This window comes from Methanomicrobium antiquum (genome assembly GCF_029633915.1).
Taxonomy (GTDB): Archaea; Halobacteriota; Methanomicrobia; order Methanomicrobiales; family Methanomicrobiaceae; genus Methanomicrobium; species Methanomicrobium antiquum.
In genome coordinates, this window is record NZ_CP091092.1 from 2,284,878 (window position 1) to 2,306,371 (window position 21,494).

The following is a 21,494-nucleotide window of genomic DNA, read 5'->3' on the forward strand; positions in this document are numbered from 1 at the left end:
GTAAATTATTTATTTTAAACAGATACTTATTGTAACTAATTTATTGGCACTCTTTTTTATGTAAATTTTTAGTGTTATACTGATTTAAGCATGCAGTCAGTCAAGCATGAAATTTACAATGTCAATTGGCATTGTGGTTTTTTCTGCAATTTCATTTGGCTTCATTCCAAATTTATGGAGTCTTTTTATACATACGTCCATGCGTTCGCCGATTTCTATCATATGGCCGTCAGGGTCAAGGATTCTTAAGGTGAGCTGACACCATGGCTGTTTTTTTATTTCATGCACAAATAAACAGCCGGAATTTTTGAGAGTATTATATGTTTTTTCCATATCATCCGTTTCATAATAGATTTCAAGCATATTTTTTGAGCAGTAATCCATATCATCTGAATTTTTGTGTTTTGGTTTTGAGTCTGAACCGGAATCTGAATCATTAAAGATAACATTTCTTGCGTAATCTCCTTTCCATATTGCAAGTCCGCTTTTAAATCCGATGTTGATTCCAAGGTCTATTTCTATCTCTTCGCCCATTATGTTTGTATAGAATTCTTTTGATTTTTCTATATCATTTACAAAAAGAACAGTTGAGTTATATGATAATGGCTTATTATCATTTTTTTTCGGTGCATTTATTGTTAATTTGTCATTTATATCAGAATTTTTTGGCATTGATTTTAATTTGGACCTTCAGGATATAAATTTTTAGCCGGGTGTTGTGAAAGTAAAACCTAAGAAAGAAGTAATATTTCCTCGCTTTTCATATTGGTTTATTGTTTATTGGTTTTTTTTGAAGATTTTTTGAAGATTTTTTAAGGTTTTGCGGGCGGCCTTTGAAATTTTTTTAAAAAAGGAGGGTCTGTCAGAGCCTCATTTGCGCGTACCTATAAAAAGAACCAGAAAAAGACCGAATCAGCGTTTTTGACACCACCCTGAAGTGACCAAAACGCACAAAATCTGCCATAACTTAACAAGGTTTATATGTGACAAAATACCACTTTGTAAGGCCGAAGTATTCTGGTGAAAAAGGCTCTAAAAGTGCCTGAAAGTAAAAAACGCCGAATATACGGAAAATAAATTAAGTATGTGGACTGTTCAGATGACTCAGTCATCTGTTACGAGTTTCCTGACTTTATGCGAGACAAACAACAGGCTTTATAATCTAATAACGCCAATATGTTATCTCACAATTCTTGATGGGGAGCCGAAACCGCCCGGATGGGGGCGTCGGTTCTGACGTTGGCATTGACAATGCGGAAATCTATTTAGTAACCGCTAATTCCTTTGTGATTTTAAAAAACTGAAATAATGTGAGCTTATAGCTTACAGGTTTATACAAGTCGATAGAACAAGTGTGCCGAAGTGAAAAGTATCTTCAATAATAATTAATTCTGGTTGATCCTGCCAGAGGTCACTGCTATCGGGGTTCGATTAAGCCATGCGAGTCGAGAGGGTTCAGACCCTCGGCGGACTGCTCAGTAACACGTGGATAACCTGCCCTAAGGTGGAGCATAACCCCGGGAAACTGGGGATAATACTCCATAGGTTAGAGATACTGGAATGTTCTTTAATCGAAAGTTCCGGCGCCTTAGGATGGATCTGCGGCCGATTAGGTAGTTGTTGGGGTAACGGCCCAACAAGCCTGTAATCGGTACGGGTTGTGGGAGCAAGAGCCCGGAGATGGAATCTGAGACACGATTCCAGGCCCTACGGGGCGCAGCAGGCGCGAAAACTTTACAATGCAGGAAACTGTGATAAGGGAACCCCGAGTGCCCGTATACGCGGGCTGTCCGGGTGTATAAAAAGCATCTGAAGAAAGGGCCGGGCAAGACCGGTGCCAGCCGCCGCGGTAATACCGGCGGCTCGAGTGGTGACCACTTTTATTGGGCTTAAAGCGTTCGTAGCTGGACTCTTAAGTCTCTTGGGAAATCCCGCGGCTCAACCGTGGGGCGTTTAAGAGATACTGGGAGTCTAGGAACCGGGAGAGGTAAGAGGTACTTCGGGGGTAGAAGTGAAATTCTGTAATCCTCGAGGGACCACCGATGGCGAAGGCATCTTACCAGAACGGCTTCGACAGTGAGGAACGAAAGCTGGGGGAGCGAACGGGATTAGATACCCCGGTAGTCCCAGCCGTAAACGATGCGCGTTAGGTGTACTGGTGACCACGAGTCACTGGGGTGCCGAAGGGAAACCGTGAAACGTGCCGCCTGGGAAGTACGGTCGCAAGGCTGAAACTTAAAGGAATTGGCGGGGGAGCACCACAACGGGTGGAGCCTGCGGTTTAATTGGACTCAACGCCGGAAATCTCACCGGATAAGACAGCGGAATGATAGCCTGGCTGAAGACCTTGCTTGACCAGCTGAGAGGAGGTGCATGGCCGTCGTCAGTTCGTACTGTGAAGCATCCTGTTTAGTCAGGCAACGAGCGAGACCCACGCCAACAGTTGCCAGCATGTTCTCCGGAATGATGGGGACACTGTTGGGACCGCCTCTGCTAAAGAGGAGGAAGGAATGGGCAACGGTAGGTCAGCATGCCCCGAATTATCCGGGCTACACGCGGGCTACAATGGTCAGGACAATGAGAAACGGCACTGAAAAGTGTAGTTAATCTCCTAAACCTGTCCCAAGTTCGGATTGTGGGCTGCAACTCGCCCACATGAAGCTGGAATCCGTAGTAATCGCGCTTCAAAACAGCGCGGTGAATAAGTCCCTGCTCCTTGCACACACCGCCCGTCAAACCATCTTAGTGAGGTTTGGATGAGGCTGTAGTTATTGCTACAGTCGAATCTAGGTTTCGCAAGGAGGGTTAAGTCGTAACAAGGTAGCCGTAGGGGAATCTGCGGCTGGATCACCTCCTAACGACAGATCACACATTAGCTGGTTACTAAATAGACCGTAAAATTGTCGATGCCAATAGAAATAGAGAATAAAGTTCAGGGGCTCATAGCTCAGCTGGAAGAGCGCGGCGTTTGCAACGCCGAGGCCGGGGGTTCAAATCCCCCTGGGTCCACTTAAGCTGAATTTTAACCGATTCAGCTTTACGATGCACCCGGAAATGTGAATTACCGGGGAAGGTCTGAGAGTCAGCACGCGACGCAACTGACTCGTTGACGACATGCACAGGTATACAACACACTAGACGTTAAATGGATTTTAGCGGTTAAACCGATACAAAAAATTGCTGAATTACATTAAGCCTGTCAGTGAATGGCTCGGTTCGAGTGCCGATGAAGGGCGTGCCAAGCTGCGATAAGCTCCGGGAAGACGCAAGGGTTCTATGATCCGGAGATCCCCGAATGGGACATCCTATGCCTTAATGGCATGATTGGTAACAATCGGTAACCTCCCGAATTGAAACATCTTAGTAGGGAGAGGAAGAGAAATCAAACGAGATGTCGTTAGTAAAGGCGATCGAAAACGACAGAGTTCAAACTGAATCCCGCTTACGCGGGAGATGTGGTGTTATAGGCTCACTGTTCGTCTAAAGATTCGAAGTGGAATTTTTTCTGAAACGTCAAACCATAGAGGGTGACAGTCCCGTACATATAACAATCTTTAGATAAGTGAAGTCCTGAGTAGCGCGGGTTGGAATTCTCGCGTGAAATCGGGGGTCATCAACCTCCAAAACTAAATACTCCTCGAAACCGATAGCGCAATAGTAGCGTGAGCGAAAGCTGAAAAGTAACCCTGGAAAGGTGGTTAAAAGTGCCTGAAACTGGCAGGTGATTGTGTGTTATGGCGTTAAAGGATCTTTGCACCGAAAGAACAAGTCGCGAGGCTTTAGTATGGGGTGCATTGCCAGCGTCATAACTTACGTTTTGAAGAACGGGCCAGAGAGTTTATTCTGTTGGCGAGGTTAACCTTACGGGAAGCCGAAGCGAAAGCGACAAGTCCGTAGTTTATACATGGGACGGCGTATTAAAAGTGCGCGAAGTCAGCAGGATAAGACCCGAAGCCCGGTGATCTATGCGTGGGCAGGCTGAAGGGTGACGAAAGTTGCGTGGAGGGCCGAAGCGGTATTGATATGCAAATCATTCGTGTGACCTGCGTATAGGGGTGAAAGGCCAATCGAACCGGGCATCCGCTGGTTCCTCTCGAAACATGCCGTAGCATGACCTGAGCAGAGATAGACGGTGAGGTAGAGCACTGATTGTGGGAGTTGGGGGAGAAATTCCTTACCCTGCTGTCAAACTCCGAATTCCCCGTCGTCGTAGAAGCTTGGAAGTCCGCATTACGGGGTAAGCTTGTAATGCGTAAGGGAGACAACCCAGACCGTGGTTAATGTCCCTCAGTGTAGGTTAAGTGTAAACACTAAATGAGGTCCTAGGTCAAAGACAACTGGAAGGTGAGCTCAGAAGCAGCTATCCTTTAAAAAGTGCGTAACAGCTTACCAGTCGAGATTTAGGGCGCAGAAAATGGACGGGGCTCAAACCTACCACAGATACCACGGACCACAGCAATGTGATGGCGTAGAGAGGCGTTCTGCATGGGCAGAAGCAGGGGTGTAAGCTCCTGTGGACCGTGTAGAAATGAGAATTCTGGCATTAGTAGAAGCAAAGTTGGGTGAGAATCCCAACCGCCGAAGGGGCTAGGTTTCCTCGACAATGTTCGTCAGTCGAGGGTTAGTCGGTCCTAAGTTGTACCGTAATTCGAGTACAGCGAAAGGGAAACAGGTTAATATTCCTGTACCATCTGTCAATCATCCTGACGTTTCAGGATATGTTTAGCAGGGCTGTCGCCCTGTTCAAGCGTATAATCCTTTGGAGAACCGTAATGGTGAGAATTAGGAGAAAGCGTGATGAAGTAATTAAGCAAACTCCCGGAACCCGTGAAAAGGGGACAAGATGACCGTACCGAGATCTGACACAGGTGCCCCTAGCTGAGAAGGCTAAGGCGTGTCGGTTTAATTGTGTTTAGGGAATTCGGCAAAATAGCCCCGTAACTTTGGAATAAGGGGTGCCTGCCCAGCGATTGGGCAGGTCGCAGTGACCAGGGGACTCCGACTGTCTAATAACAACATAGCAGACTGCAACTCGGAAACGACTAGTATAGTCTGTGATTCCTGCCCAGTGCAGGTATCTGAAAACCGGGTACAACCGGACGAAGGACCTGTAAACGGCGGGGGTAACTATGACCCTCTTAAGGTAGCGTAGTACCTTGTCGCTTAATTGGCGACTTGCATGAATGGATTAACGAGAGTCCTACTGTCCCAAACACAAGTCCGTTGAAGATTTTATCCTAGTGCAGAGGCTAGGGCCTCCATATGGGAAGTGAAGACCCCGTGGAGCTTTACTGCAGCCTGTCGTTGTGTTACGATATTCCTTGCGCAGAGTAGATGGGAGACGTTGATCCGTTCCTCGTGGGGAACGGTTAGTCGCAATCTGAGACACCATCCTTGGTTTATTGTAACACTAACTCTCTTCTGAGAGGACATCGGTAGGTAGGCAGTTTGGGTGGGGCGCCACACCCTCGAAAAAATATCAAGGGTGCCCCAAGGTCAACTCATGTGAGTCAGAAACTCACAGGAGAGTGTCAAGAGCAAAAGTTGGCCTGACGCTGATACGCATAGCAAGTATCTGCGAGAGGAAACTCGGGTCTAACGAACCAATACGCGCTTTTGATGAGTGCTATTGACGACAGAAAAGCTACCCCGGGGATAACAGAGTCGTCGCCGGCAAGAGCACATATCGACCCGGCGGCTTGCTACCTCGATGTCGGTTCTTTCCATCCTGGCTGTGCAGCAGCAGCCAAGGGTGAGGTTGTTCGCCTATTAAAGGGGATCGTGAGCTGGGTTTAGACCGTCGTGAGACAGGTCGGTTACTATCTATATGGAGTGTTGGGAGTCTGAAGGCAAGACGGAAATAGTACGAGAGGAACTTTCCGTCGTCGCCACTGGTAGACCGGTTGTCCGACAGGGCAATGCCGGGTGGCTACGCGATAAGGGGTAAAAGCTGAAAGCATCTAAGCTTGAAATCCAGCCTAAAAAGAGACTCCGCTAAAGGACACGGGTAAAAGACCCGCTTGATAGGCCTGGGATGTACGCACGAAGGCAACGACGTGTTCAGTCCACAGGTACTAACGTCCGATAATTCAGTAATATACGGTTAAAACCGCTAAAATTCAGACGAAATCTAGATTGTGTTGTATACTTATCCGTCACCGGAAAAAATATAAGAATCGTAAGGTTCAGTCCTTACTTCCGGTTTTCAATTGCGGCCACAGCAACGGGGCAACACCCGGACTCATTCCGAACCCGGCAGTTAAGCCCGTTTACGTCAGATGCGGTACTGAGATACGCGAGTTCTCGGAAAACATCTAACGCTGCAATTGTTCTTGAAAGAGAAAGTCTTTTTTGTTAGTTTTTTTATGTTTAAAGTTCTATTTTGCTTTAGTTTCATCTTTTATGTTCTACTGTTAATTATGTATTTACCATGAAAAATTTGTTTCATGAACGTTTTTTCAAATAGACTCTCTGTTTTGTATATACTTTTTCATCTACATTTATTTCGCATAAGCGTCGAATTTAAAATTCAAAAGATAAATTTGTCATAAACAGTTTTTTGCCTAAAATTTATTTTTATTCTTTAATTTTATTGATTTTTAAAAAATATTTAAAATTAAAAATCAGGATTTATGAAATTGATAAAAAAACCCGGGATTATCATCAGAATCAAAAAAAAATATTATATTATCTTTTATTTGGGAAAACAAAATTTTAAATAATCTTCATTTAAGATTTACCATTTATCAGAGGTTATACAAAAATGGTACAGAAATTACTAGCAGGGAACAAAATTTTTTTGGAAGAAGATTTTAAAAAGAATCGCAATCACTACCAAAACCTGCAAACCGGGCAGAGTCCACATACACTTATCATAGGATGTTCTGATTCAAGAGTAAATGTAGAAAGAATATTCGGAGCAGAAATGGGAGAAATTTTTGTTCACCGAAATATTGGGAATATCGTTGCAAAAGATGATTCAAACTTAGGAACTGTTCTTGAGTATGCAGTAACACATCTTGGTGTATCGTCAGTTATTGTTCTTGGTCATTCAGAGTGCGGTGCAATGAAAGCTCTTATGGAAGGCGGGCATGGCAAATATATTCCCGGATGGCTAGAAAATGCAAAAGCCGCAAAAGAATATGTAGACAGTTTGAATTTATCAGAAAGCACTCCTGAAGAGAAGAAAAAGAAACTGACCTTACTTGAAAAAGAAAACATTTCTTTGCAGGTCAAAAATTTGTATTCATACGATTTTGTAAAAAAAGCTTCAGAAAGTGGCAAATTAATTGTAAAAGGCCTTTATTATTCTCTTGAAGATGGAACAATAGAAGAGGTAGTTTAAATAATCTAAAAATCTGTTGTTTAAAAAACATTAATCAGAGGATTACAGATATTTTTACTGATTATTGACTTTTAATTTTTATTTTTTATTTTTTTGACTTTTATTTTTTAATGATTTTATTTTATTCTCATAAGAAATCTCTCTTGCATATGAACAGATAATCTCTGAATCTCCTGAATGAAGATAATTTTCAGAAATTTCGGCTGATATTAACCTTCCATCAGAGCTTTTCAATTCTGTAATGTATCTTCTTGAACCTGTGTTTTTAAGCTGGCTGAAGGTTTCCTTATAGATATTTTCTGTCTGATTAGAAATTAAATCAAAAATTCTCTTCTTTAAAATAATATTTTTTGAATAATTAAAAAGTCTGCATGCAGTCTTATTGGCATAGATAATGCACCCTTCCTTATCAGAATAAAAAACAGAATCAGGAGCGGATTCGACTGCAAACTGTGTCATAAGAAGCCTCTTTTCATATTTTTTCTGTTTTGTCAGGTCTTTTCCGAAAAAAATCAGATTCTTAATTCCAAATTCGTTTTTTACCGGGTACATAAGAACATTTGCAAAACGTTCTTCATTATTGAAAAAATAAGTATAATTTTCAGAACCGGGTTTTTTATCAGCAATTACAGAGTCAATCTGACTAAAAAGTCTTTTTTGGTTTTTATTTCCGAATATATCCGTTATATAATAGCTTTGTTTTTCATCATCGGATATTCTAAGAAGTTTTTTTATTGTGCTGTTTGAATATTCAATTGTTCCGTTCGGAGAAGAAATACCGATTATATCCGGAGAATTGTCAATTATCGAGAGATTTTTAAAATCTATGTGCTTTAATCTCAAAATCATCCCAAGAATGTTTGATGCAATAATAATTGTTTCGGCATCCTCTCTCTCCCATTTTTTCTTCTCAAAACAGTCCTCTATTATTATGACCAGTTTTTTATTATTGTCAAGAGATACCGGTATTCTTAGAAGTGAAAGTGTTTTACAGATGTCAAGAATTACCTGATTCTCTTTTGTTGTGTTTTGGCTTATAATAAAAAGAGGTTTATCACCTGTTGGTTTCTCCTGTAAAAAAGCTTTTTTGGAACTTTCCTTCATTGTCAAAAGTTTCTCAATCTCCGGACAATTTTTTATTTCCAGAGCACACCATTCAAATTTCTTGTCATATTCACCTGTCAGGGTTATATCGTCATTTCCGATAAAAACCGTTATTCTTGAAGTTTCAAGTGTTATTCCAAGAATATGAAGAAGATTTGAAATGTCAGTTTTGACTGATTTGGAATTAAGAATTGATGATACAGCTGTTCCGACAGCATCGAAAAGACGGCTTTTAAAATTAAGACTCTTTAAGGATGCATTCTGCATTGAAAGATCTAAAACTGCACATATTATTCTGTCTGATTTTTCTGTTTCATCAAAAAAACCTGAAAATAAAATTCTTGCCGGAAATAAATTCCCGTCTTTTCTGTAAAGACTAATTAAAACTCCTGACTGTCTGTCTCCCCTGTTTTTCTTAACAACAGAAAAAAATGAATCTTTTGCCTCCTTTTTGCTCTCATCTAAAATACAGGAGAAAAAGTCGTTTCCCAAAATATCTTTTGTATCACATTCAAAACATTTAATCCATTCATCATTGACGTTTATCATTCGTCCGGAATTGTTTAAAAGTGCCAGTGGAACTGGTGATTTCAGAAAAACAGATTTGAATTTTTTAATTCCGGCAGAAATTGTGTTTTCAATATTAGATATTGTATATGATGTCCGGATTATCTCTGCAAGATCACAGCCGGTTGTTTCATCATCAATATATCTGACTCTGAGGTTGGGATATTTTCTAAAAATAAAACAGTCCTCACTATTTCCTCTTATCAAAAGAAGAGATGATATATCTAAATCTTCGTCAAACAATGTTTCCGGGTTTGATTTTTCAGAGATGGTATACAAAATCACGTCAAAGTAATCATCTCTTATTTCATCAGCCGCATCTTCATCATATTGTGCGGCAGAAACCCTGAAATCCTCAAAATTCTGAAGATATTTTTTTGTCTGTTCAAGTCTTAAAACATCTCTGTCACATATAAGTATTCGAATCAAAAAAACCCCTCATTTTTGCATCCCTTATTTTTATCCCTTGATTTATCGCCGGATATAGTTTATAATCCGCCATTTATTTTAACTTTATTCAGAATTTTCTAAACCGGAATATTTCAGAATTTTGGTTTCATACACTTCTTTGGTTTACAAAAGTATAGATATTATAAAGTCTATTTTTGGTTTAGTTATGACAAAAAGAGTTCACGATCAAAAAATTGTTATGGACAAAGTAAACTCGCTTTTTAACCAATATGATGAATTCGATATAATCTCAGGTGAACTTGCATCACTTGGGTTTGTAAGAACCGGTGGTAAATTTGATGTTGCCGCCTTTGAAAATACAGATCTTGAAGTTTATGTGCATATAAGTCTTGAAGATGAAAAAAAGATAAAAAATTTTGAGGTTGTTACATTTTCAGAGATAAAAGATGCATTAGAGAAATAATTCTCTAAAAAAGTCCATGAGATTAATTTCTCATGAAAATGTTTATGAAATTATATTTCATGCACTTTTTCATGTAAATTACAATGTAATTATCATGATAAATCACATTTTTTTTGGTAAAAGATTCAGGGAACAGATTTGACATCTCCTCTTCTGAGGCATATTATAATATTAATTGTTCCAAGCAGTGCCATTGCCAGAAATACGAAATGCATGCCCTCCAAAAATTCAGGCAACAGTTTTGGTGTTATTGTTGAGTTTCCTGAGAAGATTGTTATGACTGTCGCTGCTATGCTTATACTTACTATATTTCCTATCTGTTCTGTTGTATTTGCAATTCCTGATGCTTCTCCCTGATATTCCTTTTTTACCGAACTCATGATGGCGCTTTTGTTTGGTGATGAGAAAAACGCATATCCTGTGCCTGTCAGTGCAAGCATTAGTGATATTAGAGTCAGGCCTGTTTTTGTCTCAGAAATATTGGCATAAAAGATGAGTGTTATGACGATTAAACCCATTCCAAAGGCTGTTACATATTTTGGCTCAATTTTATCGGATAAATGACCGGCAACAGGCGAGAGTGCACCCTGCATCAGTGATGCCGGCAGAAGAAGGATTCCGGTGGCAAATGCACTGTAATAAAGGCCGCTTTCAAGGTATATTGAAAGTGTATATGCAATACAGCCGATTGTCATGTAGTATAAGAGATCTGCACAAACCGAGTATGTAAACAACCGGTTTTTTCTAAAGAGCGAAAACATAAGAAGCGGATTTTTAGATTTTTTTTCAATAACCAAAAAGAGTGAAAAGAGAACTGCTCCCAAGATTAGAAAATTAAGTCTTAATCCGGGCAAAAATCCCGAAATTCCTACAGCAATCATAAATATTGCAGGGCAGAAAAGAAGCATTCCTGCGGTGTCAAAGTCGGGATATCTTTTTTCTTCAAACTTATGTTTACTTTTGGATACAAAGAAATCATCATTATTCCGGCCGCTTTTTTTGTATGCAAGAAATCCTGCAAATAAAATTACTGGTGTCGGTATTAAAAAGACGGCCTGCCAGCCGAAGATTTCGGCGGAGATGCTTCCGGTTAAAAGACCTGAAATATAGCCGAAATATCCTGCAAAAAGAAAAAAGCCTATTGCGCATCCACGGCTTTTCAGGGGATGCACTTTTGTTATCAGGACAAGGGCACAGGCTGTCATCATTCCATCGCCGATTCCCTGAATGAATCTGAAAAATATAATTTCGATTCCAGATACAGATAAACTGCAAAAAAGAGATGATACTGCAAATATAATTGCACCGCCAGAAAATATTCTGATGTGTCCAAACCTGTCTCCAAGCTTTGCGGCTGGGATTAAAAACATGACAGCGCCAAGAAGATGTGCCTGTATTAAAAATCCCATCTCTGCGGCGTTTAAATCAAAAACACCCGATATAATTGGGTTTACTATTGTTGATGATGAGATCATGAAATATATCGAAAATGCTGAAAGTCCTGTAATGATAGATATCTGTACAGGAAGTGAGATTTTAGGCCCGAAAAGTTCACTCATCTTGTGAATATTAATTAGCGATTTTTTTTGATATAATTAATGAAAAGAAATTTAATTCCGGAAAAATGCATAAAATATAACGATTCTGATTGTTGTTGATTTGATTTGGATATTTTTTTTAGCAGATAGTTTTTTCTTAAGAATTAAAAAAAGTCATAATTGATGGAGTAAAATTAAAAGATTAGTGGTAAAAATCTGTAATTAAAATATTTAGAAGTAAAAGATTAGAAATTAAAATATTTAGAAGTAAAAGATTAGAAATTAAAATATTTAGAAGTAAAAGATTAAAAATTAAAAGATTTAGAATTAGAAACATTGCATGAAGCATCTGTTTCATGAATGTTTTTATGCAAATATCTGAATGACGGCGAGAATGAAGTTAAAGACCATCTCCCACCAGTCCGGATTTTCCCAAAACATCGTTTATCATTACTCCTGTAGTGTTTTTTTAATTTTTTTTGTGCCTAATCTGGCAACAATCAAATGTTACTTTTGATTATTTATAAAGAATATCATTCAGGTTTTTTTTATACAATTTTATTTCCCGGAATCCTTTTTTGATGAAAATCGTGTTGTTTTTTACGTAGAAAAATGCATGAAACAGTCTATGAAAATTTATTTCATAAACGGTTTTGTGAAATGCTATTAATTTATTTAATATCTGTGAGTTATTTTCTTCTGAAAAATAATTAACAGATATTAATTTAAATCAATTTATTATGGATAAGTAAGAAAAATAAAACGTCCATAATGAAAATCACCCAGATTGTATTTGTTGGCCATCACAAAGAAAGACTTATTGACTCTTTTGTAAAATCAGACGATAAATTAGTTGATAAGATTATTTTTGTTGTGGGAGAGCAGGCTTCAAGCGGGGAAGAGAAGTCAAGAGCAATTGCGGAGGAGATAAAAAGGGAGCTTTCATCTTTTATCAGCAGTGATATTGCATATGTTGATAAAAAAGATGTAAAAAGGGGGGCGCTTCAGATTATATCCCTTATTAAATCAGAGGAAAAGAGAGGCAACAGCGTTGTTTTAAACATCAGCGGTTCGCTTAGAACATTTGCGGTTTCTGCATACATTGCAGGCTCAATCACAAAATCGAGGATAATTACTTCTATTCCACTCTATGATGATAATGAAAACGAAATAGGTGTTGAGGAGGTAATTGAGGTGCCGGCACTTCCGGTTTGCTTCCTGCGTGATGAGCAGATGCAGATAATTTTATCAATCGATGAGGGTGTTGATTCCCTTGATGAACTTATTATGCGTCTTAATCCTTCACTTGAAAAATATTCAAATGATTTCTACAAAGAGAGAAGCCGCGTAAGCCACCACCTTAAGGTTTTAGAAGAGAGTGGATTCATCTTTAAAAGCAAAAAAGGAAGAAATATATCCGTAAATCTGTCAGATCTTGGATGGATGATGAGCCGGATTGAAGACTGCAGTGTTTAACCTCCCCGCAGGTTAAAACCGATATCTTTTATTTCCTGAAGCGCTAATATTTGTAGGCAATTTGCCAAGGTGGCGGAGCGGCCACGCGGTCGCCTGCAGAGCGACTTTTACCCCAGTTCAAATCTGGGCCTTGGCTTTTAGAATTCAAGTTCAAATCTTTTCTTAAAATGTTTGTAAACTTTTTTGTATCCGGCGTTTTTTATAGCAGTTACATGCCTCTTTGGAAACATCCATATTACTTATCTTACTAATAAGATTTGTAAGATTGAGCATGCCATTAATAGAAATAAAAACCGCAACCATTACAGAAAAGGGCCAGATTGTCATTCCAAAATCATTAAGAGAGAGATTTAGTCTGGGAGATAAAGTTGCAATAATCTCTTATGAGGACAGAATTGAATTTGGGCAGGATTTGGGGAGAGATAAAAATTTGTGCAGAAGATAAACCGGCCTTTTTTTTTGAGAATGATTTAGTTAGAATCAGGGTTAATGTAACCTGCACCGGCCCTGGGTTTGACTAATGTAATTTTTTTTGACTTTGTCTGAGAGCCTGATTAAGAAAACTGCAAAAAGAGAATAAAAAAAGAAAAAAGGAAAAAAACTGCTAACGAAAATATAAAAAGTCTTTTAAAAATTTTGGATAAGAAATATAAATAAATGCACTAAAATATCATTAGTGAAATTTAAATGAAGCGCAATAAGCGTTTTTTGGGAATTAAAATTCTGATAATATTTTATATAGCCGCAGCAGTTCTTTTTTTTCCTGCACAATCGGCTGCCCCGGCAGATTCAGAATTCAAAACAGATGAAGAAAATAAAACATATGCAGAGAATAATACGGATGCAGTAAATAAAACAGATGCAGCAGCACAGGTTAATAACGAAGCTCCCGGATGGGCCGGCGGTTCTATGGAGCTGGCCGGGCAAAAAGACATGTCAGCGTATAACCCTGTATACACTCCGCCACCCTTAAAAAAGATAGATAAGGAGACTGCAAAACTATACCCCGGGCTTGTAGTTTTGGATTCAGACATAAATTTTTCAAAAGCGGATAATTATATTGTCCGTAATATCTCAATGGAATCGGTAACGATTGAATTTATAAATCCTGCATCAGAGGCTGAGTCAAAAGAAATTTTAAGGGCATATGCAGAGCCAATTGCTTCAGCAGAAAATGCCGGTGTCTCACAAAAATCTTTGGGATTTGGTGTTTTTGAAACGATTGCTGCAGCATTCTTCTTTGGCATTTTCATATCGCTAAAGCATAGAAGAAATTAAAATCCAAAAAAAAAGATTAAAAGTAAGTATACAATGACTTAAAAAATTATGAGAGCTGTACAAAAGGGCCTGACCCGTCTTTGGAAAGGTGCTTTTTATCCCGGGTGGTTAAAAAAAGAGAGGGGGGGTGAGAAAGGCAAAAGACTGTTAAAAAATGCCTGGAAAACTGATTCACCGCAAAAGACCGCACCGGCCGAGATCAACCGACACCCGCTCAAAATCATCTGCACACATCAAGCCCGGAAGGAGTCATTCTAATCTTTCAGTTTTCAGGAAAATTTAATCATCAGCTAAAAAAGATTAAAATTAAAGAATAATATGTTAGATCAATACAATAACTGCCCCAAAGAACCTGATCCTTCTTTTGAAGGGGCAGTTTTTCTCGGATGGTTGAAAAAGAGAGGGGGGGTGAGAAAAGCAAAAGACTGTGAACGAAAATGTCAGGAAAACGGGTTCACTGCAAAAGAATTCATAAAACAGGTGGGAGTGGAAAATGTTCGTATTGGACAAACAGGGAATGGAAATAAGGTAATAAAACTTGTTGATACAGTCTGGGCTGATCAATGGATGATATATTATGATGTTGAAGTGCCTCATCACAGACATTGGAAATCACTGTAAAAAATTAAGGGATATCAGCAATTATTTAATATATCTCTGCCATATACAATAAGTGCAGGAGATGGAAGATGACAAAAGAGGACTTGCCAATAATATCTTCAGAAGAAGAGATGTACCTTGATGAGCCATACGGCGGTTTGTTTGGCGATACAGTCATTGCAAAAGTTGTTGAAGAACTTGTTGCAGACCCTACGATGGATTATCGCCCAAAATATCTGGAGGACATAACTGAAAAATCTGAAAGATCAATCTATAATGCTCTCAAAAAATTATTACTCCTTGGCCTTATAGAGAAAAAAGGTGATGAAAAACACCCGGTATACAGAGTAAGAGTCGAGTCAAAAAAGTTTGCAGCACTCTCATTTCTGGCATATGCAATGCTGGATGATCGTGACGGGACGCACTGCATGAATATGGCAGTTAACGGCTATTACAATTCAGTGTTAAGGGAAAAATATGAACCAAAGGCAATTGCAAATGTTGACAACTGGAAGTCCGGTCCGGGGATAGTGAGTGAAGACAACAATAATTACAGGAAATTTGCAGCGAGTGCATAAAAATGGCAAAGAATATTAAAACCGCAGATACCGAATCAATGACAATAGATGTCGGTGAAATGTACAAGTACAAAAAAGAAGATCTAATGACCGATATTTCTTCCAGTGCTTATTCTAATCTTGCATATGTACAGGCAACCCACAGAGATCTGTATATTGATTTTCTTGAGATGCCTGGAATAAAAAGAGATGATGGGAAGATGCACATAAAAGGTACAAGAATTTATATGTCTCACTCCGCAGCCCAAAAACTTTCAAAAGCCCTTGACGGAATATTAAAGATGGTCCATTCAGATGGTGGAATGGAATTTTATACGCCTGAAGATGAAACGAAACCTAAGATATCAACAAAGGTGCAGCAGGCAACTACCAGAAATAAAATTTAAAGGTTTATTCTTTTTTTTTCAATCAACCCCCTATCCCTTATTCTCCTCCCGCATAAGCCTCCCGTAACACTTCTCACAGATCGCCAGCTTCAGATCACAGGACCTAAACACCGCCCTCCCCTCATCACAAAGACCGCACCGGCCGAGATCAACACTCACCTTCTCAAAATCCGCTACACACAAAATAGCCCTCTTCAATTTTTCAATATATTTTCCATAAAATGATTTTTATTCCTTATTTACTCTTAAATTCATTTATTCGATATAAATCCTTTTTTTGATATATTCAGCCTCTTCATCATCTTCAGATACTCCGAGAAATTCAAGGCAGAGAGGATCTTTTATTATAGAGACTGCAAGTTCAGACTGTTTTTCCGGCAATGTACTCCTGAAATTATTTACTGCCTTTTTCTGAGCATTGAGTGTTCTTGAGTATAAATCACTCTCAATCTGATGGATGAGGACATTTCTTGACCAGCCGTTCTCAATTGTCTTTTTTATATAGAATTCCCTTTCATCTATGGATTTAATTTTCTCAATTATTGCAATGTTGTGGCCCCAGGGAATTTCTGCCACAGCCTGTGGCAGATCAATAAACTTTATATATTCCCTTGCGAACTGCCTCATTCTCCAAAGATTTCTTGCAGAGAATCCTTTCATTTCCGGAAATTCTCTTAGCAGATCTGATGAAATACAGTCAACAACTGACTGCCCCCAGCCTTCTGTCTCCTGTTTTAAAAGTATGTTCTTTCCAATCAGGAAGTACATATTGATTAATCCACGGTTGACTGAAGCAACTGCCTGTGTTCTTGATGTTTGGACAATGGATTTTATCTCATAAATAAGCTCATTGTACTCTTTGGTTTCTGCAATTTCCATTTTAATCTGCCTCTTTTCCCGACTTCCTCCTGACCTTGGGCGAAAGGCTTGTTATTCAGTCATCTTTCAGATAATTTTTGAGTTTAAAATCCACAAATTCTCTGTTTTCACCAATTTTCTGTGATTTGTTTTCCATACTCTTAGAAAACGTATCATGACAAAAATTTCCGCTGCTTAGTTCATCACAAATCTGCCCGGCACATTTCAGATTATGAAGTTCTTTTGATGTCGGTTCATTTCCAGAAATACGTTTAATATGATTATTTACCATTTCAACAGAACCTGACGGTTTATTGATATTTTATCCGGGATATACTTATATTTGTGCATATCTGTCGCAGATGGAATAATTTGCTTTTTTGATACAAATGATATAATAAACATTTAAGCTGCCGGCGTCACATCAGGACAGGTGCACCGGCACTCCCACAAAAAAAGCAGACAGCAGCCCGAATCAATGCAAAAAGTTCAAAGGTCATGACATGCAGGATTTTGGTTGTCAGAGACGCACTGCCAAAAAAAAAGTGCCTCTTCTTAAAATGTAAACAAAAACTAATTAACTCTGCAAATAAATCGCTTAATTTAATTATATCCAGATTAAAATCTATCATTATAAACCTTCATTGGTTAACTTTTTGGAGTTTTGAAATGGAAAAATTAATGAAATACAGTATTATTGCAATAGCAGCAGTTTTGGTTCTTGCCGCAGGAATGGCTTTAATGACGCCATTCTCACAAACCGGCGAAGAGAAAAATTTTGAAACTGAAACAATAACCGACATGGCAGGACGAAATGTAACTGTGCCTGTGCAGATAAACAAAGTTATCGGCACAGCACCGCCGTCAACCATGCTGATTTACATGATAGCACCTGACAAACTGCTGGCCTGGAATTCAAACCTTTATGAAAGCTCTAAAAAATACATCCCTGAAAGTTACAGGAATCTTCCTGTTGCCGGCGGATGGTTTGGAAAAGAGAGCGGAAATTATGAAAACTTCATCTCAAAAAATCCGGATATAGTAATAGAGGGTTTTACAACCAGCAAAGACTTCATATCAGGAATTAATGAGCGCCAGAGTATGCTTGGAACAATTCCGGTCGTTGCCGTTGATAATTCAGTCAATGCAAAAGATTACGCCCCGGCAATAGAATTTGCAGGAAAAATTCTTGGGGAAGAGAAAAAGGCCGGCGAACTGATAAATTTCTATCAAAAATACTTAAATCTTGTAACAGAAAGGGTAGCAGAAATCCCCGAAGATGAGAAAGTAACAGTCTATTACGCAGAAGGGCCTGAAGGAATATTTACAGATCCAAAAGGATCACAGCATTCACAGCTAATTGAGATATGCGGCGGAAAAAACATCGCTGATTGCAAAATATCCCCGGGGTACGGGCAGACAGAAGTTTCAATCGAACAGATTATCTCATGGAATCCTGAAGTGATAATTGTTGGAGATATGACCTTTTATTCAGAAATATTTGAAAATCCACTCTGGAAAGAGATAAAAGCCGTAAAAAATAAAAGAGTATATCCTGTGCCAGTTACTGCCTTTTCATGGTTTGACAGGCCACCCGGAGTCAACCAGATAATTGGAATCCCTTGGACTGCCAAAATGCTATATCCTGAAAAATTTGAGGATATTGACATGACATCGATAACAAAAGATTATCATGAACAGTTTTATCACATAAGCTTAACTGACGATGAAGTAGCAGAAATTCTAAACACCTGAGAAGATTTCAAGGTCAGTAAAGATTAAAATGGAAGAAAAAACAGTATTTGACAAAAAAAGTGCAGAGGAAATGGATGAAATCTCCAAAACACTTTTTGCCCCGATATATCCTGTAATCGCTGATAATATCATAAAAACCAGTGGAATTAAAGAAGGAGTCTGCATAGATTTGGGAAGCGGACAAGGCTCTTTGGCAATTTCAATTGCAAAAAAAACTGATCTTTTTGTGTATGCCTATGATTTTTCAGGAGATGCAATTGAGATAGCACAAAGAAATATAAAAAATTGTAATCTTAGCAGTCAGATTAAAACAGTTGAGGGCGATGTTCATAATATTTTATTTGAAAACTGCTTTGCAGACCTGATTGTAAGCCGCGGTTCGATGTTTTTCTGGGATAAACCTAATTTGGCATTCAAAGAGATTAACCGGATTTTAAAACCGGGTGGTATGGCATATGTCGGCGGCGGATTTGGAAATAAAGAGCTTCGGGATGATATTGTAAACAAAATGATTATAAAAGATCCAAAATGGGAAGAGAAATACAAAAGAAACATGTCAGAAGAGAAGAGAAAAATTTTTGCAGAAGCATCCTCTGGTCTTCAGAACTCAAAGACGGAAATAATCAATGATGATTCGGGTTTTTGGATTGTCATTAAAAAAAATACTCTGATGACTATGTGAAAATGCCTAAAAAAGATATTTGAAAAAAAAATGAAAAACCAATATATAGCTCTAAAATGATATTGGAACACACACATCTCTTTTTGCGTCTTTTACATGGCTTATTGAAACATCTATTCCATAGGCCTCCTTTAAATTTTCTCTTGTAATAACATCTCCTGCATCTCCCTGTGCAATGAACCTTTTATTCTGCATTATTGCAACTTTGCTCGACAGCATAAATGCATGATCCGGAAAATGCGTACTCATTACAATTGCAATTCCTTCCTTTGAGAGTTTTTCAATTGCACATAAAACTTTTAGCTGATTTCCAAAATCAAGATGTGATGTGGGCTCATCTAAGATGAGAACTTTAGCTTCCTGGGCAAGTGCACGTGCAAGCATAAGCATCTGCCTTTCACCGCCGCTTATTTCATTAATTGGCCTTTCTATCAGGTATTCTGCACCTATTTTCTCTATTGCTTTTTCAGCAATTTTAAAATCCTTCTCCCCCGGAGAATCCAGAAATGAAAGATGTGGTGAGCGCCCCATTGTAACAAAATCAAGTGCGGTGAATGGAAAAACAGTCTGGTGTCCCTGTGGAACATATCCTATTATTTTTGCCAGACTTTTTGCTGACATTGAACTTATGTCCCTGTCCATGATTTTTACAGTTCCTGAATTTACAGAGTACAGATTAATCAGGCATTTTATCAATGTGGATTTTCCTATCCCGTTTTTTCCGATTATTGACATAATCTCCCCTTGATTTACGCAAAAAGATATGTCCTCAAAGATTTGTCTTTTGCCATCATATGAAAATGATATATCATTAATATCTAAAATCAAAACCATCCCACCTTTTTTCTTGTAAGAAGATATGCAAAGAACGGAGCACCAATAAGTGCTGTTAGAATTCCAAGCGGAATTTCAGTTGCGATAAGAGTCCTTGAGATGTCATCAACAATTAAAAGATATGAGGCGCCAAGAAGTGCTGATGCAGGAATCAGTCGCTTAAAATCAGGACCTACAAGCATTCTTGCAATATGCGGTATTACAAGTCCGACCCACCCGATAATTCCGGAAATGCATACACAGGAGGCTGTAATTACTGTTGCACAGATTATAATTATCCGGGCCATGTTTTTTGTATCAATTCCAAGCGCTCTTGCCTCTTCATCACCGACTGAAAGGATGTTTATTCTCCATCTGACAATGTAAATAATGAATCCGGAGATAATAATCAGAGGTGCAACTGAAATAAGATCAGGTATTGTAACCGATGAAAGACTTCCCATCAGCCAGAATACAATTGCAGGCAGAGTGTCATAAGGATCCGCCACATATTTTAACATCGACAAAAGAGCTGAAAAAAGCGCTCCTACTACTATTCCTGACAAAACAAGAACGAGTGTTCCTGCTCCTTTATATGCCCTGCTGATAATGCATGTTATAAGAACAGCAAAAATTCCCAATATAAATGCCAGAATCTGAATGATAAAGGGGTTTCCAGAAAGAAGTATTGCAAGTGCCGCACCAAAACCTGCTCCTGATGCAACACCCAGTATGTCAGGTGAGACAAGCGGATTTCTAAAAAGTCCCTGATAAGAGGCGCCTGCTATTGAAAGACCTCCGCCTATTAACATGGCGGCAATAATTCGGGGGAGTCTTATCTGAAATATAACAGTTTCATTAATTGAGTTCCATGTATGCTCAACCGGAATAAAAGGAAAGACTGACAATAATATTTTAATCCCTTCTGCCGGGTCAATCATATACCTTCCCAAAAAAAGGGATATGAAAAATAAAATTACAGGCGTTAGGTATATCAGCAGTTTTTTTATGATCTCTTTTTTTTCTGAATCAATTTTATAACCCTTTGTCAAAAAGAGATTACACAGATATTTTATACCTGATTTGTCTGTTATATCCTCATTGCTTTCCATAATTCACCTGTAATGATTGTTAAACAATTATGTTCTGCAAATTTGCTATAAAAATCAAAATTCCTGACAGACTTATCAGGATTTTTGTGTGATGAAAAAAGCTCATCATGTGCGTTTTACATGAAAGTTACTTCGTAACTTACATGAAACCGGTGCATGAAAAATTTGTTTCATGAACTCTTTTTTTTTGAACAGACCCCCGGGCAAACACAGACTGCACATATTTGTAAATTTTCAATAATTGCATCCATAATTTTAAATGCAGACATACATCCTGTCTATCTATATTTGCGCCTGGTATGATATTTAATTTTGGTCTGAAGTTAATTAAATTAAATTAACCAATAGCATTCAGAGCTAACTATTTCAAAACAGTGTTTTCAAAATTTAGAAAGATAGATGAATCAGAAAAAAGCTAAAGTAAAGAGTCTTTGCAGAGTGCATCAGATTATTGGAATATATGCATGAAAATCAGATTCTGATTTACATGAAAATGAAAGTAACTTCGTAACTAACATGAAAAGTTGA

General features: G+C 38.5%; 16 protein-coding genes, 2 tRNA genes and 3 rRNA genes. 15 read left to right on the plus strand and 6 right to left on the minus strand.

Features of this window, described 5'->3' with window-relative positions; translation table 11 throughout:
• Nucleotides 1-96: 96 nt before the first annotated feature.
• A complete protein-coding gene (locus L1994_RS11190) occupies nt 97-672 on the minus strand; it encodes a VOC family protein (RefSeq protein WP_278099522.1) in 576 nt (191 codons plus the stop codon).
• A gap of 716 nt (nt 673-1,388) precedes the next feature.
• Between L1994_RS11190 and L1994_RS11195 the strand changes: the two genes are divergently transcribed.
• The 5 genes from L1994_RS11195 to L1994_RS11215 all read left to right on the plus strand — a co-directional run bounded on the left by L1994_RS11195 (nt 1,389) and on the right by L1994_RS11215 (nt 7,345).
• Nucleotides 1,389-2,856, plus strand: a 16S ribosomal RNA gene (locus L1994_RS11195).
• An 80-nt stretch (nt 2,857-2,936) separates the two neighbouring features.
• Nucleotides 2,937-3,009: transfer RNA gene (locus L1994_RS11200), tRNA-Ala, on the plus strand.
• Between the two features lie 167 nt (nt 3,010-3,176).
• Nucleotides 3,177-6,097: ribosomal RNA gene (locus tag L1994_RS11205) — 23S ribosomal RNA — on the plus strand.
• Between the two features lie 110 nt (nt 6,098-6,207).
• Nucleotides 6,208-6,329 (plus strand): 5S ribosomal RNA (gene rrf, locus L1994_RS11210).
• Together the 16S, 23S and 5S rRNA genes with 1 tRNA gene alongside form the textbook arrangement of a ribosomal RNA operon.
• Before the next feature lie 434 nt (nt 6,330-6,763).
• Nucleotides 6,764-7,345: a carbonic anhydrase gene (locus tag L1994_RS11215; RefSeq protein WP_278099523.1), complete on the plus strand. Its 582-nt coding sequence runs from the start codon at nt 6,764-6,766 to the stop codon at nt 7,343-7,345.
• Nucleotides 7,346-7,423: 78 nt separating this feature from the next.
• On the opposite strand, the gene L1994_RS11220 is transcribed toward L1994_RS11215, so the two are convergent.
• Nucleotides 7,424-9,445, minus strand: a complete 2,022-nt coding sequence (locus tag L1994_RS11220) for a PAS domain-containing protein (RefSeq protein WP_278099524.1) — start codon at nt 9,443-9,445, stop codon at nt 7,424-7,426.
• 187 nt (nt 9,446-9,632) lie between these two features.
• Between L1994_RS11220 and L1994_RS11225 the strand changes: the two genes are divergently transcribed.
• Nucleotides 9,633-9,890 (plus strand): hypothetical protein, encoded by a 258-nt coding sequence (locus L1994_RS11225; RefSeq protein ID WP_278099525.1) that lies wholly within the window; start codon nt 9,633-9,635, stop codon nt 9,888-9,890.
• A 125-nt stretch (nt 9,891-10,015) separates the two neighbouring features.
• Here L1994_RS11225 and L1994_RS11230 read toward each other — a convergent pair whose 3' ends face one another.
• Nucleotides 10,016-11,449 carry an MFS transporter gene (locus tag L1994_RS11230; RefSeq protein ID WP_278099526.1) on the minus strand — a complete coding sequence of 478 codons (1,434 nt, stop codon included), beginning with the start codon at nt 11,447-11,449 and terminating at the stop codon, nt 10,016-10,018.
• A gap of 750 nt (nt 11,450-12,199) precedes the next feature.
• Between L1994_RS11230 and L1994_RS11235 the strand changes: the two genes are divergently transcribed.
• The 7 genes from L1994_RS11235 (at nt 12,200) to L1994_RS11265 (ending at nt 15,746) form a co-directional block, all read left to right on the plus strand.
• Nucleotides 12,200-12,904, plus strand: a complete 705-nt coding sequence (locus L1994_RS11235) for an HFX_2341 family transcriptional regulator domain-containing protein (RefSeq protein ID WP_278099527.1) — start codon at nt 12,200-12,202, stop codon at nt 12,902-12,904.
• A 63-nt stretch (nt 12,905-12,967) separates the two neighbouring features.
• A tRNA-Cys gene (locus L1994_RS11240) sits at nt 12,968-13,040 on the plus strand.
• A 135-nt stretch (nt 13,041-13,175) separates the two neighbouring features.
• Nucleotides 13,176-13,349: an AbrB/MazE/SpoVT family DNA-binding domain-containing protein gene (locus L1994_RS11245; protein WP_278099528.1), complete on the plus strand. Its 174-nt coding sequence runs from the start codon at nt 13,176-13,178 to the stop codon at nt 13,347-13,349.
• Between the two features lie 242 nt (nt 13,350-13,591).
• The gene (locus L1994_RS11250) at nt 13,592-14,182 is read left to right on the plus strand and encodes a hypothetical protein (RefSeq protein ID WP_278099529.1); all 591 of its coding nucleotides are present in this window, start codon (nt 13,592-13,594) and stop codon (nt 14,180-14,182) included.
• A 318-nt stretch (nt 14,183-14,500) separates the two neighbouring features.
• Nucleotides 14,501-14,803 (plus strand): hypothetical protein, encoded by a 303-nt coding sequence (locus L1994_RS11255; protein WP_278099530.1) that lies wholly within the window; start codon nt 14,501-14,503, stop codon nt 14,801-14,803.
• 68 nt (nt 14,804-14,871) lie between these two features.
• Entirely contained in the window at nt 14,872-15,360 is a 489-nt protein-coding gene (locus tag L1994_RS11260; protein WP_278099531.1) for a hypothetical protein, read from the plus strand.
• Nucleotides 15,361-15,362: 2 nt separating this feature from the next.
• Complete coding sequence (locus tag L1994_RS11265) at nt 15,363-15,746, plus strand: DUF3467 domain-containing protein (RefSeq protein WP_278099532.1); 384 nt, start codon at nt 15,363-15,365, stop codon at nt 15,744-15,746.
• A gap of 255 nt (nt 15,747-16,001) precedes the next feature.
• On the opposite strand, the gene L1994_RS11270 is transcribed toward L1994_RS11265, so the two are convergent.
• Entirely contained in the window at nt 16,002-16,625 is a 624-nt protein-coding gene (locus L1994_RS11270; protein ID WP_278099533.1) for a DUF1016 N-terminal domain-containing protein, read from the minus strand.
• A gap of 648 nt (nt 16,626-17,273) precedes the next feature.
• On the opposite strand from L1994_RS11270, the gene L1994_RS11275 reads away from it, so the two are divergent.
• Together L1994_RS11275 and L1994_RS11280 are read left to right on the plus strand one after the other, a co-directional pair.
• On the plus strand, nt 17,274-18,359 hold the full coding sequence (locus L1994_RS11275) for an ABC transporter substrate-binding protein (RefSeq protein ID WP_278099534.1): 1,086 nt from the start codon (nt 17,274-17,276) through the stop codon (nt 18,357-18,359).
• A gap of 28 nt (nt 18,360-18,387) precedes the next feature.
• Nucleotides 18,388-19,041: a class I SAM-dependent methyltransferase gene (locus tag L1994_RS11280; protein WP_278099535.1), complete on the plus strand. Its 654-nt coding sequence runs from the start codon at nt 18,388-18,390 to the stop codon at nt 19,039-19,041.
• Nucleotides 19,042-19,092: 51 nt separating this feature from the next.
• On the opposite strand, the gene L1994_RS11285 is transcribed toward L1994_RS11280, so the two are convergent.
• Both L1994_RS11285 and L1994_RS11290 read right to left on the minus strand, forming a co-directional pair.
• Complete coding sequence (locus L1994_RS11285; RefSeq protein WP_278099536.1) at nt 19,093-19,875, minus strand: ABC transporter ATP-binding protein; 783 nt, start codon at nt 19,873-19,875, stop codon at nt 19,093-19,095.
• Nucleotides 19,866-20,966 carry a FecCD family ABC transporter permease gene (locus L1994_RS11290; RefSeq protein ID WP_278099537.1) on the minus strand — a complete coding sequence of 367 codons (1,101 nt, stop codon included), beginning with the start codon at nt 20,964-20,966 and terminating at the stop codon, nt 19,866-19,868. The genes L1994_RS11285 and L1994_RS11290 overlap by 10 nt, the downstream gene beginning before the upstream one ends.
• Between the last annotated feature and the right edge of the window lie 528 nt (nt 20,967-21,494).